Source organism: Pseudomonas acericola (SeqCode), from assembly GCF_053456465.1.
The window spans coordinates 288,218-304,779 of the sequence record NZ_JBRFJB010000005.1 but is presented as its reverse complement, the minus strand read 5'-3'; the positions used below and the strand labels follow the sequence as shown (position 1 = coordinate 304,779).

The following is a 16,562-nucleotide window of genomic DNA, read 5'->3' as shown; positions in this document are numbered from 1 at the left end:
AGAAAAGGCCCGGTTTTCGTGGAACCGGGCCTTTTCAATAGTGCTCTTGCCAATCAGCTACGTTCGAGGGCCAGGGCCACACCTTGGCCGCCACCGATGCACAGCGTGGCCAGGCCTTTCTTGGCATCACGCTTGATCATTTCATGCAGCAGGGTCACCAGCACGCGGCAGCCTGAGGCGCCAATCGGGTGGCCGATGGCAATGGCGCCGCCGTTGACGTTGACCTTGTCCGCATCCCATTCCAGCTCTTGGCCCACCGCCAGCGCTTGCGCGGCGAAGGCTTCGTTGGCTTCGATCAAGTCCAGGTCGCCCAGGCTCCAACCGGCTTTGGCCAGGCAACGGCGGGTGGCCGAGACCGGGCCGATGCCCATGATCGCCGGGTCGACGCCAGCGTTGGCGTAGCTGGCGATGCGCGCCAGCACCGGCAGGCCGAGGGCCTTGGCCTTGTCGGCGCTCATCAGCAGCACCGCAGCGGCGCCGTCATTGAGGCTGGAGGCGTTGCCGGCGGTGACGCTGCCGTCTTTCTTGAACGCCGGCTTGAGCTTGCCCAGGGATTCGGCGGTGGTGCCGGCGCGGGGTTGCTCATCCACGGCGAAGGCCACCGGGTCGCCTTTGCGCTGCGGGATCAGGATCGGGGTGATTTCATCGGTGAAACGCCCGGCCTCGATGGCGGCAGCGGCTTTTTGCTGGGAGGCAGCGGCGAACGCATCCTGGGCTTCACGGCTGATGCCGTACTTGTCCACCAGGTTCTCGGCGGTGATGCCCATGTGGTAGTCGTTGAACGCATCCCACAGGCCATCGGTGATCATGCTGTCGATCATCTTGGCGTGGCCCATGCGCAAACCGGTGCGCGCGGCGGGCAATACGTACGGGGCCAGGCTCATGTTCTCCATGCCGCCGGCGATGATCACCTCGGCATCGCCGCAGCGGATGGCCTGGGCGCCCAGGTGCAGGGCCTTGAGGCCGGAGCCGCAGACTTTGTTCAAGGTCAGGCTCGGCACTGCGTGGGGCAGGCCGGCGAGGATCGAAGCCTGGCGCGCCGGGTTCTGGCCGGAGCCTGCGGTGAGTACCTGGCCGAGGATCACTTCATCGACCAGGGCCGGGTCGAGGCCGGTCTGCTCCAGCAGGCGACGGATCACGGCGGCGCCCAGTTCCGGTGCCGGAATATTCGCCAGCGAACCCTGGAAGCTGCCCACGGCGGTGCGGGTGGCAGCAACAATCACGACGTCTTGCATGGAATCTGTCCTCACTGGAAGTGCATTTCTGGAACGTGGTCCGGGACGATCAGTTTACCGGCGGTCTTGCTCACAATCTCTTCAACGCTGACGCCAGGTGCGCGTTCCTTGAGGACAAAAGCGCCATTTTCGATTTCCAGGTACGCCAGGTCCGTCAGTACCCGCTTGATGCAGTTCGCGCCGGTCAACGGCAGGCTGCACTGGCTGAGCAACTTCGACTCACCGTCCTTGGACGCGTGGGTCATGATCACGATGATGTTTTCCGCACCGGCCACCAGGTCCATGGCGCCGCCCATGCCCTTGACCAGTTTGCCGGGGATCATCCACGAGGCGATGTTACCCTGTACGTCCACCTCAAAGGCGCCGAGCACGGTGAGATCGACGTGGCCGCCGCGAATCATCGCGAAGGACTCGGCGGAGGAGAAGATCGACGCACCAATGCGCGCGGTGACGGTCTGTTTGCCGGCGTTGATCATGTCGGCATCGATGGCGTCTTCGGTCGGAAACGGTCCCATGCCCAGCAGGCCGTTTTCCGATTGCAGCATCACTTCCATGCCTTCGGGGATGTAGTTGGCCACCAGGGTCGGGATGCCGATACCGAGGTTGACGTAGAAACCGTCCTGCATTTCGCGGGCGACACGTTGAGCCATTTGTTCGCGGGTAAGAGCCATTTTCTGAGTCCTTATTGTTCGGGCTGGAGGCGGATTATTTGCGCACGGTGCGCTGTTCGATGCGCTTCTCGAACGTGCCGCAGATGATCCGGTCGACATAGATGCCAGGGGTGTGGATCTGCGCCGGGTCCAGCTCGCCCGGTTCGACGATTTCTTCGACTTCGACCACGGTGATCTTGCCGGCAGTGGCGGCCAGCGGGTTGAAGTTCTGGGCGGTGTGGCGGTAGATGACGTTGCCGAAGTGGTCGGCCTTCCAGCCTTTGACGATGGCGAAGTCGCCGGTAATGGACTCTTCCATCAGGTACGGGCGGCCTTTGAATTCGCGGGTTTCCTTGCCCTCGGCAACGGGCGTGCCAACGCCGGTGGCGGTGAAGAAGGCCGGGATACCGGCGCCGCCTGCGCGCATTTTTTCCGCGAGGGTGCCTTGGGGGGTCAGCACCACTTCGATCTCGCCGCTGAGCAGCTGCTTCTCGAACAGCGCGTTTTCGCCGACGTAGGACGCGATTACCTTGCTGATCTGCTTTTGTTCCAGCAGCACGCCCAGGCCAAAACCATCGACGCCGCAGTTGTTGGAAACCACGGTCAGGTCGCGGGTGCCTTTGCGCTTGATCTCGGCGATGAGGTTTTCTGGAATGCCACACAGGCCAAAACCACCGGAGAGCACAGTCATGCCGTCCTCCAGGCCCGCCAGCGCTTCTTCATAGGACGCCACGCGTTTATCGAAACCTGCCATATGCACCTCTTTTATTGTTTGTGGGCCAGCCAATGAACCGAGTGTTGCGCTGCTGGATTGATTTGTTAAGTTGTTTTTTAAGGTTGATTGATTTAAAAAACAGCATAGTCGAGCAGTCGTCCGGAGCAGCCTCATGACAGTTAAACAGATGCGCGCCTTTCTCGCCGTGGCCCAGAGCCTGAGTTTTGCCGCCGCCTGCGAGCGCCTGCATCTCTCCCAATCGGCGTTGAGCCTGACCATCAAGGGCCTGGAAGAAGGGCTGGGCGGGCGCCTGTTCAGTCGCAATACCCGCAACGTCGCGCTCACGCCCGAAGGTGAAACCCTGTTGCCCCTGGCGCGCCGGTTGATTGCCGATTGGGACAACGCCGAAGACGAACTGCGCCAGCGCTTCACCTTGCAGCGCGGGCGCGTGACGGTGGCGGCAATGCCCTCGTTTGCCGGCAACCTGCTGCCGCCGATCCTGAAGATATTCCGCGCACGTTACCCCCAGGTGAATGTGACCGTGCATGACTTGATCAACGAGCAGGTGCTGGAGATGGTGCGCGACCGCCAGGTGGAGCTGGGCGTGGCGTTCGAGCCCTCTGAAGGTTCCTCGCTGGCATTTACGCCGCTGTATCTGGACCGTTTTATTGCCGTGGTGCCGGGCGATTCGCCACTGGCGCAACGCAGCGAAGTCGATTGGAAAACCCTGCTGGAACATCCCTTTATCACCTTGCAACGGCCTTCGACTGTGCGGGTGATGCTGGAGGAGCACCTGGGTGCCTTACAGATGAAGTTGCCGGTGGCACTGGAAAGCCATCAACTGGCGACGGTGGGCAAGATGGTGGCGAGCGGTTTGGGGGTTAGCGCCGTGCCCGCGTTATGTGCGCGGCAGATGGAAGAGGCGGGTGGCCATTGCATCACCTTGAGCGATCCAGTGATCGAGCGGCCGATAGGTGTACTGTCCAAACCGGGACATGAGTTGTCGGCGGCGGCACAAGTGCTGTTTGATATTTTTCGGGAGGAGGCGGCGAAGGGGCGGTTTCCAACTTTTTGAATACACCACAAACAAATGTGGGAGCTGGCAAGCCAGCTCCCACAGTAGTGCGCGAGTTAGTTTTTAGTAGTAGCGATCAATCACTTTAACTTGCGAGCTGTCCTTGACGGCCGCCCAGGCATTGTTAAGTGTGTCGAATACTTGCTCGATAAAGTTGCGATCAGCCGCAGCCTTCTTGCCGACATAACCCTGGCCGCGGCGGTATACCTTCAGGCGCGCCGCCAGTTCACGGTTATTGCGGTCAAATTCGGCTTCTTGGGTATTGGGCGCCAGGCAGTCAAGTTGCACTTCGCCCGATTTGCCAATCCACAGGATATGGTCGTCGAGAGTGTCTTTCTGCGCTGCGAACATCTCAGCCAATTCGTCGATAGTTGGTTGGTTGTTCAGATTCATGTGTAAGCCCCTTGACCAGTTGGCGATCTATCAATTGATTCGTTAATACTGCTTAGTTGTCTCCGGTTGCGAAAACCGGGCGTCAGTGACGGTCTGCCGAATACGGGCAGGGTCTTGAACCTGATGCATGTAGTCTTGCTGATGAACTGCTACGCAATGGTTTCATAACGAAGACAAGCAGCGTTTGAGCTCCTTGTACCGATCCTTGCGGGCCGGTCAGCTTCATCAATCTGCCTTGTGGGCAGTGCACATCCGGAAAAAACAGCTCGGCGGTCAGACGAGCTCTTTCAAAACGCTTGTTACCAACGCTCCCGATCCGGGAGACGTCTCGATAATGCAAGGACAAAAAGGTTACGTCAACGGTTATGTAGTGATTATTTTTGGTCACTACATAAATCGCCGTGGGGGCGGGGGGATGCGTGGAATTGTGACTTGGGCGTCATTTTTTGGCGTTGCGGGTCTTGGGTCCAGGAGGGTCCATTCGACACAAAACCCTGTGGGAGCGGGCTTGCCCGCGATAGCGGTCAGTCAGTTGATACATCTGTAACTGAAACACCGCTATCGCAGGCAAGCCAGCTCCCACACAAACCTTGCTCATATTTTAGAGGGGAGGTGTTGCTAGCTCAGTCGCTCAACCAGCAACGGCAACAACCGTTCGCACGATGCTTCGATCTTCACCTGCAACAACTCATCCCCCCGCGTCTTGCCCAGGTTGATCGCAATCACCGGCTTGCCTTGTTCCACCATCGCCTTGCACAGGCGAAAGGCTGAATAAGCCATCAACGATGAACCGACCACCAGCAACCCCTCGGCCTGTGCCACCGCCTCCATGGCCTTGGCGGCCGTCGCCTGGGCGACGTTCTCGCCGAAGAACACCACATCCGGTTTCAAGCGTTGACCGTTGCAATGGGGGCAGTGGGGGATCTGGAAGCGTTCTTCAAAGGCCGGATCCAGCAGCGTGTCGCCATCGGGTGCTTGCACGGCATCGACGCCGGCCAGGTAGGGATTCTCGTGTTCCATTCGCTGTTGGATTAGATCGCGCTGACTGCGCTGTTGGCAGTCCAGGCACAGCACCCAGTGCAGGCTGCCGTGCAACTCGATCACGTCATGGCTGCCGGCCTGGTCATGCAGGGTGTCGACGTTTTGGGTGATCAGCCCGCTGATGCGCAGGCGTTGTTGCAGGGTCGAGAGGGCCCGATGGGCGGCGTTCGGTTGGGCGATGCGCACCCTCGGCCAGCCAAGCATCGCCCGCGCCCAGTAACGGCGGCGGGCTTGGGCGGTGGCGAGGAACTCCTGGTACATCATCGGCGCCTTGCCGCGGCGCACGCCTTCGCTGTCGCGATAATCGGGAATCCCCGAGGACGTGCTGATCCCCGCACCGGTCAACACCAGAAAGCGCCGTTCGGCCATGGCCCGGTGCAGGGTGTCGAGGTGGTCGCCCTGATGTTCCAGGCTGTCGAGCATGGGTTCCCCTATTCGCCGCGGATGTATTGCTCCAGTTGCTTGATCAGGTCTGCCTGGTCGGCGATGGCTTCTTTCACCAGGTCACCGATGGACAGCAGCCCCAGCAGTTTTCCATCTTCTACCACGGGCAGGTGGCGCAAGTGACTGTCGGTCATGATGTTCATGCACTCGTCGACTTTTTTATGGGTGTCGACGGTGATCACCGGAGAACTCATCACTTCGTGGACCTTCGTGGTGACCGACGACAGCCCCTTGAGCATGATTTTGCGGGCGTAGTCACGTTCGCTGATGATGCCTACCACTACGCCATCTCTGAGGACCGGCAGGGCCCCGACGTTTTTCGCCGACATAACGACTAGCGCTTCAAACACGGTGTGATCCCACTGGATGGTGTGGACTTCCTGGTTTTTCTGGTCCTTGGCTTTGAGCACTTGTGCAACGGTTTTCATGGCGGCCACTCCGGTGTTGTTGTTAGGAAGTCAGCGGGTCCCCTACAGAATCCTAGACGGCCCACGGGAGGGCAAGGTCCAAAGCGGCGTCAAACCCGTCGAAAAACGTCATTCGCCGGACTTTTTTCCGCTTTTACCCGGCATTTGCCGGTTTTTTGCCGCGCCGGGGGCTGGCGGCCGCCTTGCGTGGCGCGCTTTTGCGCTTCTTTTTCCATGGCGCAGCGCCTTGGCCTGGCGGGCCGGTGATGGTCATGCGCAGGCCATTGCAGCGCGCCACCTGCTTGCTCATCCAGGCCGCCTGCTTGGCGACGAACTCTTCCAGGCTCATCTCGCCGCTTTGCACCATGTCCAGGGCTTGCTCCCAGATCGCGGTGGTGCCCGGGTCGGCGATGGCGCGGGGCACGGCGTCGATCAGGCTGAATGCCGCCGGAGTCGCCGACAGGGCCTTGCCGTTTTTCACCAGGTAACCACGGTCCAGCAAGCCCTGGATAATCCCGGCGCGGGTGGCTTCGGTGCCAATGCCCGTGGTGTCCTTGAGCTTTTGCTTGAGCAACGGGTCTTCCACCAGCTTGGCGACGTTCTTCATCGCCTTGATCAGGTCGCCCTCGGTAAAGGGCTTGGGCGGTTGGGTCCACAGGTCCTTGAGGTTGACCTTGGCCACCGCATACTCCTGGCCTTGTACCAGCGTGGGCAAGGCTTGCGGTGCAGGCGCTTCACGGCCTTTGGCCGGCGCCAGGGCTTCGGGCAGGGCGCGTTTCCAACCGGGATCGATCACCACCTTGCCCACCGCCCGCAACGCTTGGCCGGCGCAGTCGAAATCGGCCTGGGTGCGATCGTATTCATGGTTGGGCAGGAACTGCGCCAGGTAGCGTGCGCGAATCAGCGTGTACACCGCGCGGTGCTTGCCGGTGAGTTGCCCCGCGTCTTTGCCGGCGCCGGTGGGGATGATGCCGTGGTGGGCGCTGACTTTGGCGTCGTTCCACGCCCGCGAGCGGCGTTGCGGGTCGAGATGGGGCATCAGTTCGTTCACGGCCGCATCGGCCCGGCCCAGCGCGGCGAGAATCTTCGGCGCATCGCTGTGCTGGCTGACCGGCAAGTAGCCGCAGTCACTGCGTGGGTAGGTGATGGCCTTGTGGGTTTCGTACAGTGATTGGGCGATGTCGAGGGTTTCCTGGGCACCGAGGCCGAGCTTCTTGGAGCAGATTTCCTGCAGGGTGCCGAGGTCGAAGGGCAGGGGCGCGACTTCGCGCATGCGTTCGGTACGCAGCTTGACCAACCGTGCGCTGGCCGCGTGGCGCATCGCATCGGCCGCGTCCCGCGCCAGTTGCGGGTTGAGGCAGCGGCCCTGGTCATCACAGGCATCCTCGGTCGCGCGCCATTGGGCGGTGAAGGTCATGTGCTGGTGCTGCAAGTCGACGTCGATGGCCCAGTACGCCACCGGGACGAAATCGGCGATGCTGCGGTCGCGGTCCACCACCAGGCGCAAGGTCGGGGTTTGTACGCGGCCCACGGGCAGCACGCCTTGATACCCGGACTGGCGACCGAGCAAGGTAAACAAGCGGCTCATGTTCATGCCGATCAGCCAGTCGGCGCGTGAACGACCGAGGGCCGAGTGGTACAGGCTGAAGGTTTCGGCGCCGGGCTTGAGTGCGGCCAGGGCCTTGCGAATGGACGCATCGTCCAGCGCCGACAGCCACAAGCGCTGGATCGGCCCGCGATAGCGACAGTGCTCCACCAACTCACGGGCGATCATCTCGCCTTCGCGGTCGGCGTCGGTGGCGATCACCAGTTCCTGGGCTTCCCCCAGCAGGCGCTTGACCGCCTTGAACTGGCTGGCGGTCTTGGGCTTGACCCGCATCTTCCATTTTTCCGGGACGATGGGCAGGTCGGCCAGCACCCAGCGTTTGTACTTGGCGTCATAGGCGTCGGGCGGGGCGGTTTCCAGCAGGTGGCCGATGCACCAGGTGACTGTGACCCCATTGCCCAGCCAGCAGCCGTCGCCCCGGCGGCTGGCGCCAAGCACGGCCGCGATGTCCTTGGCCTGGGAGGGTTTTTCACAGAGGTACAGCCGCATGGTTATCACATCAGATCGGGTTGATGCTGTGCAGGATGCTCAGTCAGCGGGCATTGATCAACCATTATCTGTATGGATGTACAGCAATTTGTGTGGGCGCCACGAAGCAAGTGTGGGAGCGGGCTTGCCCGCGATGGCGTCCTGTCTGTGCCGAATCTATCGACTGACATACCGCAATCGCGGGCAAGCCCGCTCCCACAGGGGGATCTTCGGGGTTGGAAGATCAGTTGTTATCGATATCCACGTGGCGGGTTTCCTTCAGGCAGATCATCCCCACCACCAGGCTCACCCCCGTTACGACCACCGGGTACCACAGGCCGTAGAAAATATCCCCGGTGTACACCACCAGCGCAAACGACACCGTTGGCAGGAACCCGCCAAACCAGCCGTTGCCGATGTGGTAGGGCAGGGACATCGAGGTATAGCGGATACGCGTCGGGAACAGTTCTACCATCAACGCCGCCAGCGGGCCGTAGCACATGGCTGCGATCAGGATCAGTGCGACGATCAGCACCACCACCATGGTTTTGTTGACCTGGGCCACATCCGCCGAACTCGGGTAGCCGGCCAGGGTCACGGCACCGCGCAGGGCCGCTTCGTCAAAACCGTCGATACGCACTTCGCCCACGCTCACTTGCACCGGGCTGCCGGCCGGGGCGGCGGCGCTGCTGTAGGGCAGGCCCTGCTTGACCAGGAAGGTCTTGACCTTGTCGCACGGGCTGTCAAATTTCGCCTTGCCCACCGGGTCGAACTGGAAGGTGCAGGTGGCCGGGTCGGCCAGCACGGTGATCGGCGCCTGTTGGCTGGCCTGGTCCATCGCCGGGTTGGTGTAGTGCGCCAGGCTTTTGAAGATCGGGAAGTACAACACGGTGGCCAGCAGCAGGCCGAGCATCAGCACAGGTTTGCGCCCGACCTTGTCCGACAGCCAGCCAAAGAAGATAAAGAACGGCGCGCCAATCACCACGCTGATGATCAGCAACATGTTCGCCAGGGCCGGGTCCATCTTGAGGAACTGGGTGAGGAAGAACAGCACATAGAACTGCGCCGCGTAAAAGGTCACCGCTTGCCCGCCGTTGATGCTGAACAGCGCGATCAGCACCACCTTGAGGTTGTCCCAGTTGCCGAACGACTCACTGATCGGCGCCTTGCTCGCCTTGCCTTCCTCTTTCATTTTCAAGAAGGCCGGCGACTCGTGCAGGCTCATGCGGATCCAGGTGGAGATGCCCAGCAACACGATGGAGAACAGGAACGGAATGCGCCAGCCCCACACTTCGAACTGGTCGCCGGTGAAGTAGCGGCAGGCCAGCACCACCAGCAACGACAGCAGCAGGCCGATGGTCGCGGTGGATTGAATCCAACTGGTATGAAAACCACGCTTGCCCGCCGGCGCATGCTCGGCCACGTAGGTCGCCGCACCGCCGTATTCGCCGCCCAGCGCCAGGCCCTGGAGCATGCGCAGCACGATAAGGATGATTGGCGCGGCAATGCCGATGCTGGCGTAGGTCGGCAACAGCCCCACGCAGAAGGTTGCCACGCCCATGAGGATGATGGTCACCAGAAAGGTGTACTTGCGCCCGATCATGTCGCCCAGGCGGCCGAACACCAGCGCACCGAAGGGCCGCACTACAAAGCCGGCCGCAAAGGCCATCAAGGCAAAGATAAACGCCGTGGTGTCGTTGACCCCGGCAAAGAACTGCTTGCTGATCACCGCCGCCAGCGCGCCGTAGAGGAAAAAGTCATACCACTCGAACACCGTCCCGAGGGACGAGGCGAAGATGACTTTCCTTGAGTCGTTGTTGGTGCTCGCGTCTATGACCGAGCCCAGGGGTTGAGCATGTTCTGACATCGGGTAGCCCTCACAGTGATTATTTATTGTTGTTCCACTGTCGGCGCCAGGTGCGGCGCCGCTATTCAGATTGCATGAACCGTTTCTCTCTGCGGGGTGAGGCTCCTTGTGTTCGGCGAAAGAATAAGCTGCGCGGCTTTTTCCGCGATCATCAGCGTGGGTGAGCAGGTGTTGCCGGAGGTGATGCGCGGCATGACCGAGGCATCGGCGATGCGCAGGCCGGGCACGCCATGTACGCGCAATTGGGCGTCGACCACCGCATCGGCATCGCTGCCCATGCGGCAGGTGCCCACCGGATGGAAGATCGTCGTGCCGATCCGCGCCGCGGCTTCGTGCAGTTCATCTTCGGTTTGCAGGGAGGCGCCGGGCAGGTATTCCACTGGCTTGAATGCGCGCAGGGCCGGTGCTGCGACGATGCGGCGCGTCAGGCGGATGGCATCGGCGGCCACCCGCAGGTCTTCTGGATGGCTGAGGTAATTGGGGCGGATCAGCGGCGCATCTGCCGGGTTGGCCGAGCGGATATCCACGCGGCCACGGCTTTGCGGGCGCAGGTCGCAGACCGACGCGGTAAATGCCGGGAACGCGTGCAGCGGCTCGCCAAAGCGCTCCAGGGACAGCGGCTGCACATGGTATTCGAGGTTGGCCGAGGTCTGTTCCGGGCCCGAGCGGGCAAACGCGCCGAGCTGGCTGGGGGCCATCGACAGCGGGCCGCTGCGGTCGTACAGGTACTGCAGGCCCATGCCCAGCTTGCCCCAGACAGAACCGGCGATCTGGTTCAGAGTGCGGGCGTTTTCCAGTTTGTAGATCAGGCGCAGTTGCAGGTGGTCCTGCAAGTTGCCGCCGACACCGGGCAGTTCACGCACCACTTCGATGCCCAGCGGTTTGAGCACGCTGGAAGGACCCATCCCCGAGCGTTGCAAAATGCCTGGCGAGCCGACTGAACCGGCGCACAGCACGATTTCCTTGCGTGCCTTCCAGCTTAACGACTGGCCCAGCTGACGGCCGACGACTTGAGCGGCGCGGCCGTTTTCCAGGAGCACGCGATCGACTTCCACTTCAGTCAGCACGGTGAGGTTGGGGCGCTGGCGGATCGGCTTGAGAAACGCCTTGGCTGCGTTCCAGCGCACGCCGGCCTTCTGGTTGACCTGGAAGTAGCCGCAGCCTTCGTTATCACCGGTGTTGAAGTCGTTGATGTTGGCGATCCCGCTTTGCGCGGCTGCATCGCGGAACGCGTCGAGGATCGGCCAGTGCAGGCGCTGTTGCTCTACCCGCCACTCGCCGCCATCGCTGTGGAATTCGGAGCCACCGGCAAAATGGTTTTCGCTCTTCTTGAACACTGGCAGCACGTCGTTCCACGCCCAGCCCGGGTTGCCGGCCGCCGCCCAGCCGTCGTAGTCCTGGGCCTGGCCGCGCATGTAGATCATGCCGTTGATGGACGAGCAGCCACCCAGCACCTTGCCCCTTGGATAACTCAGCGCACGGCCTTGCAGGCCTTCTTGCGCTTCGGTCTTGAAGCACCAGTCGGTGCGCGGGTTGCCTATGCAGTACAGGTAGCCGACGGGGATGTGGATCCAGGGGTAATTGTCGCGGCCACCGGCTTCGAGCAGCAGCACGCGGTGGGCGGGGTTGGCGGACAGTCGATTGGCCAGCAGGCAGCCTGCGGGGCCGGCGCCTACGACGATGTAATCGTATTCAGCAGTTGCAGTGGGCATCTGGGGTCTCGCTTGTTTTTCTTATTGCCTCCATCCTAGTTGTTAGTTTTCGTCTTAAAAATGTTAGTTTTTACCCAGCTGCTGTGCGTTTTTAAACAGCACGTTTAAATAACGCGGCCCGGGACCATGGAGAGGGAGGCGACATGTTCGACTGGAATGACCTGCGCTACTTTCTCGAGTTACAGCGCAGCGGCCGCCTGCTCACCGCCGCGCAACGCCTGAAAACCACCCACGCCACCGTCGCCCGGCATATCGAGGCCATTGAGAAAAGCCTCGGCACCGCGCTGTTCGTGCAGCACGCCCAGGGCTACGAGCTGACCCCCGCTGGCGAAGCCCTGCTCAAACACGCCGAAGCCATGGAAAACGTCGCGCTGCTGGCCGAAGACGAACTCACCCATTCGGCCGCGCCGTTGGGCAAGATTCGCCTGGGCGTCGCCGAAGGCCTGGGGGTGATGTTTCTCGCGAGCCGCATGGGTGGGCTATTTGATCGCTACCCAGGATTGGAGGTGGAACTGGTGGCGGTGCCGCGCTTCGTCAGCATCCTCAACCGCGAAGCCGAGATCAGCATCCACCTGGAGCGGCCCAGCGTCGACCAATTGGTCACACGCAAGCTCACCGACTATCGCCTTGCGCTGTACGCCAGCCGCGCCTACCTGGAGCGCAACCCGCCGATTGAAAAGCGCGAGGACCTGGCGGCGCACGCGTGGATCGATTATGTGGACGACCTGCTGTTCAGCCAGGAACTGAAATTCCTCAGCAGCTTCTGCCGCAACCCCAAGGTGGTGTTCCACAGCACCAGCGTGATCGCCCAGCACCAGGCGGCGCGTTCGGGCTTGGGGATTGCCGTGTTGCCGTGCTTCATGGCCTCGGCAGACCCGGAGTTGGTGGCGTTGCTGCCAGGGGAGGGGATCATGCGCAGCTACTGGATCAGCTCGCGGCGGGAGTTGCACAAATCGGTGCGGTTGCGGGTGTTGTGGGATTACGTGGTGGAGTTATGCGCGCGGGAGCAGGGGTTGTTGCTTGGCGAATCCGATCTGACGAAACCGGATTAAAACTGTGGGAGCAGGCAAGCCAGCTCCCACAGAGATAGGGTTGTGTCAGATGGTCCTCAGAGTTTGACCACCTGATGCACCTGCTCCGCACACGCCCGTGCCTCGTCGACCATCGTCCCAAACGCCGCGCTGACGATTTCATCATGGGTCAGCCAGCGCATCTTCTGGGTCAGGCGATAGTGATAGCGCAACGCGCCGTCTTCGCGCTGGCCTTCCAGGTCCAGGTCCAGGTCGTACCATGGCGAGCGCACCTGGCAGCCGGGGATGGCTTTTTCCATCTGCCCACCGCTGAGGGTGATGGTGTAGTCATTGGTTTCCGGGTTGCCCTGGTCGAGGTCGGCCTGCTGCCCTTGGCGGCGGTAGTAGACGAAGGCATCCCAGCGGCCTTTGAGCGACTCATCGGTGTAGACGTAGCCATCCGCCAGTTTTTCCAGCGCGCGCTGGTCGTTCATGGTTGCGTTGACGCTATACCCGTCGTGTACGACAAAACCGGTGGCCGCGCGGGTGACGTGGCAGTCGCTGATTTCATGGCCGAAGTTGGCGCAGATGTTCTGGTCGGTGGCGGTGCTGCCTTGCTGGCGATCGGCGACGCTCAGTTGCATCAGCGGCAGGCGGCTGAAGGCGAGGGTGGCCTGGATCGCAGCGTTGCCTTGCTTGTCGTAGTGCACCTGTTTGTCCAGGCGCAGGCTGGTTTCGGGACGTTCCAGCGGGATATGTTCTTTGCGCACCTGGCCCTGTGCGTCGTTGACCAGCACCCAGCGGTCCTGGATGTCGGGCATGGTTTGGCCCGGGGCAAACACCGGGTTGGTCGGGTCCAGCCACCAGACCTGGCCGTTCACTTCGGCGCGCACGATGGCGTGATTGGGCGCGTTGGTGCCGGGGATCAACAGCGACTCCACCACATCGCCACGGCTGACCCAGGCGGTTTCGGCGGGGATGCCGCTGGCCTTGAGCATGGCGGTCAGCAGAATCGCCAGGTCCTTGCAGTCGCCATAGCCGTGCTGCTCGATTTCCGCCAGGTTGAACGGTACATAACCGCGCTCCGTGGCACGCCAATCGCCGAGATAGCGATAGTGATCGTTGAGGTGCTGCATCAACGCGCCGACCCGTTCGGCGGGCGCCAAGCCTTGTGCGGCGACGACGGCGGCTGCGCTTTGTGGCGGCAGGCTGGCGCCGAGGATCTGGTTGTAGCGCTGGGCGAAATCACCAAAATACGCCTGTTGCTCCACGGCGCTGCCCACTTCGATCCGTGGGATGCGCAGTAGCGCGGCGTTGGACGATTCGTTGATGTAGTTCAGATAAGTCGGGGCTTTTTGCACCACGTCCAGGGTCTTGCCGTTGGCCGACGGCGTGACCTTGAAGCCCTCGAACAGCTCACTGCGCCACTGGATCGGCCGCTCGGCGGTAAAACGCGCCTTGAAGCGGTCGCGACGGGCCGCGCTGGGGCCGAACTTGAGGGCGTAGTGGAACTGCGTCATCAGCGGTTTGGCCGGGCGATATTCGCGCACGGTGTAGCGGATCTGCGTGCCGACCCGCAGGTTGGGGAAGGCCAGGGACGTCTGCTTGTCGCGGCTGAAACCCTGGTCCGGGTTGGGCGCGGTGCGCGTGTCGATCTGCGTGGCCGCCAGGGCAACCGGCTTGGCGCCGGGCTGGGTGGATTGCGCGCTGATCACTTCAAAGGTGTCGCCTTCGGCGTAATCGAAGTCGATGCGCGAGAGCATCTCACGGCCGTTGGGCTTGAGGATGGTGTAGTGGTAAGTGGTGGTGCAGTCGGTGCTGGCGTCACGATTGAAGTGGCAATGCAACTCGGTGTCGCTGGCCAGCGGGGCTTCGGCCAAGGGTTGCAGCGCGGCGAAAACGGTAGGAGCGGCAAGCCCCAGACTGATGGCAAGCAAGGAACGGTGAAACGAAAAACGGTACATGGGCGCCTCGGGTGACACATTGAAACAGCTACCTGACAGGTAGCGAGAAGGCGCCGGATGATAATGGATCGCAACGGAGAAGACCAGGATTGTTCGACAATCTGTGTGGCTGAAAGGCCCGAGATAGAGCCTTTTGTTGTTTTATGCGCCTGGTGGTTCGAAATCAATTAGGGAATCGCAATCCCCAGTGCATTCAGCGTTGGAGTGTCCATGCGCCCATGATTCTGCAGGTTTGAGTCGGCTTGGAAAGCCATCAATGCCCCGCGAGTACCATTGCCTAAAACACCGTCGATGCTGCCGCTGTAGTACTGCTTGACCAGCAATGCCATTTGAACGCGCATGACCAACTGGTTTCGATCAGCTGTAGCCGATGTCCGCGCTGGTGCGGCCGAAGGTGTTGTAGACGCAGGTCGGCTGCTTGACCCGCTGAAGCGATTGGTAGTCGTAGAGGGGGCGCTGTAGGCCGAAACCGGCGGCGTGTAGCTGCGTGGGGCGCTGTAACCACCCGAGCCACTGTAGTGCGAGCTATGAGAGCTATGTGAACGGTGGGAGCTGTGGGAGCGATGAGCCGCATAGATGTTGACGGCGTCGGGGGAGTTGAGCGTGTTGTTGAAGACAGGTGATTTATCTGTCGTCGTCCATTCCGGCTGGGTCAATGCGACTTGATTGGCATAGGCCAGGGGACTCAATGCGACGGGAACCAGCGCGACGCCTTGGCTGATCAGCATTTTCCAACGGTCCATCAGTGTCATGAAGCGCTCCTTGCGTAGTGGATACCTTCGTCCAGATTGAGCGGGCGAATGCCTCGACTCTGCCAGCGAAGGGAGTGAGATTTGAAGAAACCGGCACAGTAGTGTTTGGCTGTGCAGGATTGGCAGGTGTCGATAAACAGATTCTTCCAATCGGAAATGCTTTGCCGGTAGAACCGCTTCAACGATGGCTCCAGTACGCATAGCGGCAAGTTGTAGACCGATACGTTCAGCCCACGGATGTCGAGGAAATGGCAGGCGCTTGCGAGTGTGTCCTGATAATCCAAAGGATCGATCCATAAGGCGTCGTAATTTTTCTTTGCAAGCCCGGTATTTTCGATTCCCATCATCGCAATGTGCTGCACAAACGGAAGGTTGCGGAAAATGAAATGCGCCAGCTCAGGCAGCCGTGGTGACGTCAAGCGACTGAGCACAACCCTAACTTCGATGTTTTGACCGGCACGAGCAAGGTTGTACAGCCCCTTCATGGTTTCGCTGAACGCCCCGGGCGCTTGCACGACATGATCGTGATCTGCCGCATTGTCGGCATACAACGGGATACCCCAAGTGAGGCGTGGGTGTTCGATTTCGTTGAGACAAGCCAGCCAGCCTGGCTGTCCCAACAGGCGCCCATTACTCAAAATGTGCAGCGATTTCTCCGGCAAGACCTCACTGGATTTTTTGATCAGTGCAAGGAGGCCGTCGGCGTACAACGTCGGTTCGCCGCCGCTGATACCTATTTGTTCATCGCCTTTATCCATCAAATCAATCAGCCGCAGGTTTTCTTCGACATGCCAGTAGTCGTCGATTTCCTTGGGGGGTTGAGAGCACATCAGGCACAGGCTGTTGCATCTGTCGGTAATGAACAGCAGGTTGCTGTTGGCATTGCGCCTATAAAGCACCCTGACGACATTCGAAGCTGGTGACAGCGCAATCACATCCCCTGGTTGGACCACTTCCTTATCTTTGGGGGCAGTGAGAATGATCCCTGTGTAATCGATCGCAAGTGCGCCATCGACGAGCAAGATGCCAGCGACGGGCAGTGTCAGCAGTGTGGGTTGCGCCAGCACTTCGTCGAGTGTCAGCCATAGCAGCAGGTCATTGAAGCTGGCGTCGCCGGCGCAGCCGTTTGTTCCTTTTTCGATCAACTCGTTAACGCTGATGACTTTGAGCAGGCGTGCTGTATCGAGGTGTTGAATCTCAAATTGCGTATCCAGTCTGAGCAT

General features: G+C 61.0%; 14 protein-coding genes. 2 read left to right on the top strand and 12 right to left on the bottom strand.

The genetic code is table 11. From position 1 onward, the window contains the following. Positions 1–53: 53 nt before the first annotated feature. From ACU688_RS20875 to ACU688_RS20865, 3 genes are read right to left on the bottom strand one after another with little or no spacing between them, the layout of a single operon-like run. Positions 54–1,235: an acetyl-CoA C-acetyltransferase gene (locus tag ACU688_RS20875; RefSeq protein ID WP_448186229.1), complete on the bottom strand. Its 1,182-nt coding sequence runs from the start codon at positions 1,233–1,235 to the stop codon at positions 54–56. A gap of 11 nt (positions 1,236–1,246) precedes the next feature. After that, positions 1,247–1,906, bottom strand: coding sequence for a CoA transferase subunit B (locus tag ACU688_RS20870; protein WP_448186228.1), 660 nt, complete (start codon positions 1,904–1,906; stop codon positions 1,247–1,249). A 34-nt stretch (positions 1,907–1,940) separates the two neighbouring features. Next, positions 1,941–2,639 (bottom strand): CoA transferase subunit A, encoded by a 699-nt coding sequence (locus tag ACU688_RS20865; protein WP_003190329.1) that lies wholly within the window; start codon positions 2,637–2,639, stop codon positions 1,941–1,943. A gap of 133 nt (positions 2,640–2,772) precedes the next feature. On the opposite strand from ACU688_RS20865, the gene ACU688_RS20860 reads away from it, so the two are divergent. Beyond that, a complete protein-coding gene (locus ACU688_RS20860) occupies positions 2,773–3,675 on the top strand; it encodes a LysR family transcriptional regulator (protein ID WP_448186227.1) in 903 nt (300 codons plus the stop codon). Between the two features lie 63 nt (positions 3,676–3,738). Here the strand turns inward: ACU688_RS20860 and ACU688_RS20855 are convergent, their stop codons facing one another. The 6 genes from ACU688_RS20855 to ACU688_RS20830 form a co-directional block, all read right to left on the bottom strand. After that, positions 3,739–4,068, bottom strand: a complete 330-nt coding sequence (locus ACU688_RS20855) for a hypothetical protein (protein ID WP_017736562.1) — start codon at positions 4,066–4,068, stop codon at positions 3,739–3,741. A 618-nt stretch (positions 4,069–4,686) separates the two neighbouring features. Beyond that, entirely contained in the window at positions 4,687–5,532 is an 846-nt protein-coding gene (locus tag ACU688_RS20850) for an NAD-dependent protein deacetylase (protein ID WP_448186226.1), read from the bottom strand. Positions 5,533–5,540: 8 nt separating this feature from the next. Further along, positions 5,541–5,981, bottom strand: coding sequence for a CBS domain-containing protein (locus ACU688_RS20845; RefSeq protein ID WP_448186225.1), 441 nt, complete (start codon positions 5,979–5,981; stop codon positions 5,541–5,543). A gap of 133 nt (positions 5,982–6,114) precedes the next feature. Continuing rightward, positions 6,115–8,055 (bottom strand): DNA topoisomerase III, encoded by a 1,941-nt coding sequence (locus ACU688_RS20840; RefSeq protein WP_448186224.1) that lies wholly within the window; start codon positions 8,053–8,055, stop codon positions 6,115–6,117. Positions 8,056–8,278: 223 nt separating this feature from the next. After that, positions 8,279–9,901 carry an MFS transporter gene (locus ACU688_RS20835; protein WP_124525176.1) on the bottom strand — a complete coding sequence of 541 codons (1,623 nt, stop codon included), beginning with the start codon at positions 9,899–9,901 and terminating at the stop codon, positions 8,279–8,281. Between the two features lie 65 nt (positions 9,902–9,966). After that, on the bottom strand, positions 9,967–11,613 hold the full coding sequence (locus ACU688_RS20830) for a GMC family oxidoreductase (protein ID WP_448186223.1): 1,647 nt from the start codon (positions 11,611–11,613) through the stop codon (positions 9,967–9,969). A gap of 143 nt (positions 11,614–11,756) precedes the next feature. On the opposite strand from ACU688_RS20830, the gene ACU688_RS20825 reads away from it, so the two are divergent. After that, positions 11,757–12,665, top strand: a complete 909-nt coding sequence (locus ACU688_RS20825; protein WP_448186222.1) for a LysR family transcriptional regulator — start codon at positions 11,757–11,759, stop codon at positions 12,663–12,665. A 56-nt stretch (positions 12,666–12,721) separates the two neighbouring features. Here ACU688_RS20825 and ACU688_RS20820 read toward each other — a convergent pair whose 3' ends face one another. The 3 genes from ACU688_RS20820 to hxsC all read right to left on the bottom strand — a co-directional run bounded on the left by ACU688_RS20820 (position 12,722) and on the right by hxsC (position 16,562). Further along, entirely contained in the window at positions 12,722–14,587 is a 1,866-nt protein-coding gene (locus ACU688_RS20820; RefSeq protein WP_448186221.1) for a DUF3857 domain-containing transglutaminase family protein, read from the bottom strand. Positions 14,588–14,754: 167 nt separating this feature from the next. Beyond that, a complete protein-coding gene (hxsA, locus tag ACU688_RS20815) occupies positions 14,755–15,339 on the bottom strand; it encodes a His-Xaa-Ser repeat protein HxsA (RefSeq protein ID WP_448186220.1) in 585 nt (194 codons plus the stop codon). Beyond that, entirely contained in the window at positions 15,336–16,562 is a 1,227-nt protein-coding gene (gene hxsC / locus ACU688_RS20810; protein ID WP_448186219.1) for a His-Xaa-Ser system radical SAM maturase HxsC, read from the bottom strand. Before hxsC ends, hxsA begins: the two co-directional genes overlap by 4 nt.

Bases quoted from the DNA above. Each gene is read 5' to 3' on its own strand.
- ACU688_RS20830 (WP_448186223.1), bottom strand. From the start codon at position 11,613: ATGCCCACTGCAACTGCTGAATACGATTACATCGTCGTAGGCGCCGGC.
- ACU688_RS20835 (WP_124525176.1), bottom strand. From the start codon at position 9,901: ATGTCAGAACATGCTCAACCCCTGGGCTCGGTCATAGACGCGAGCACC.
- ACU688_RS20850 (WP_448186226.1), bottom strand. From the start codon at position 5,532: ATGCTCGACAGCCTGGAACATCAGGGCGACCACCTCGACACCCTGCAC.
- ACU688_RS20870 (WP_448186228.1), bottom strand. From the start codon at position 1,906: ATGGCTCTTACCCGCGAACAAATGGCTCAACGTGTCGCCCGCGAAATG.
- ACU688_RS20865 (WP_003190329.1), bottom strand. From the start codon at position 2,639: ATGGCAGGTTTCGATAAACGCGTGGCGTCCTATGAAGAAGCGCTGGCG.
- ACU688_RS20875 (WP_448186229.1), bottom strand. From the start codon at position 1,235: ATGCAAGACGTCGTGATTGTTGCTGCCACCCGCACCGCCGTGGGCAGC.
- ACU688_RS20825 (WP_448186222.1), top strand. From the start codon at position 11,757: ATGTTCGACTGGAATGACCTGCGCTACTTTCTCGAGTTACAGCGCAGC.
- ACU688_RS20860 (WP_448186227.1), top strand. From the start codon at position 2,773: ATGACAGTTAAACAGATGCGCGCCTTTCTCGCCGTGGCCCAGAGCCTG.
- hxsC (WP_448186219.1), bottom strand. From the start codon at position 16,562: ATGCTCAGACTGGATACGCAATTTGAGATTCAACACCTCGATACAGCA.
- ACU688_RS20845 (WP_448186225.1), bottom strand. From the start codon at position 5,981: ATGAAAACCGTTGCACAAGTGCTCAAAGCCAAGGACCAGAAAAACCAG.
- ACU688_RS20855 (WP_017736562.1), bottom strand. From the start codon at position 4,068: ATGAATCTGAACAACCAACCAACTATCGACGAATTGGCTGAGATGTTC.
- hxsA (WP_448186220.1), bottom strand. From the start codon at position 15,339: ATGACACTGATGGACCGTTGGAAAATGCTGATCAGCCAAGGCGTCGCG.
- ACU688_RS20820 (WP_448186221.1), bottom strand. From the start codon at position 14,587: ATGTACCGTTTTTCGTTTCACCGTTCCTTGCTTGCCATCAGTCTGGGG.
- ACU688_RS20840 (WP_448186224.1), bottom strand. From the start codon at position 8,055: ATGCGGCTGTACCTCTGTGAAAAACCCTCCCAGGCCAAGGACATCGCG.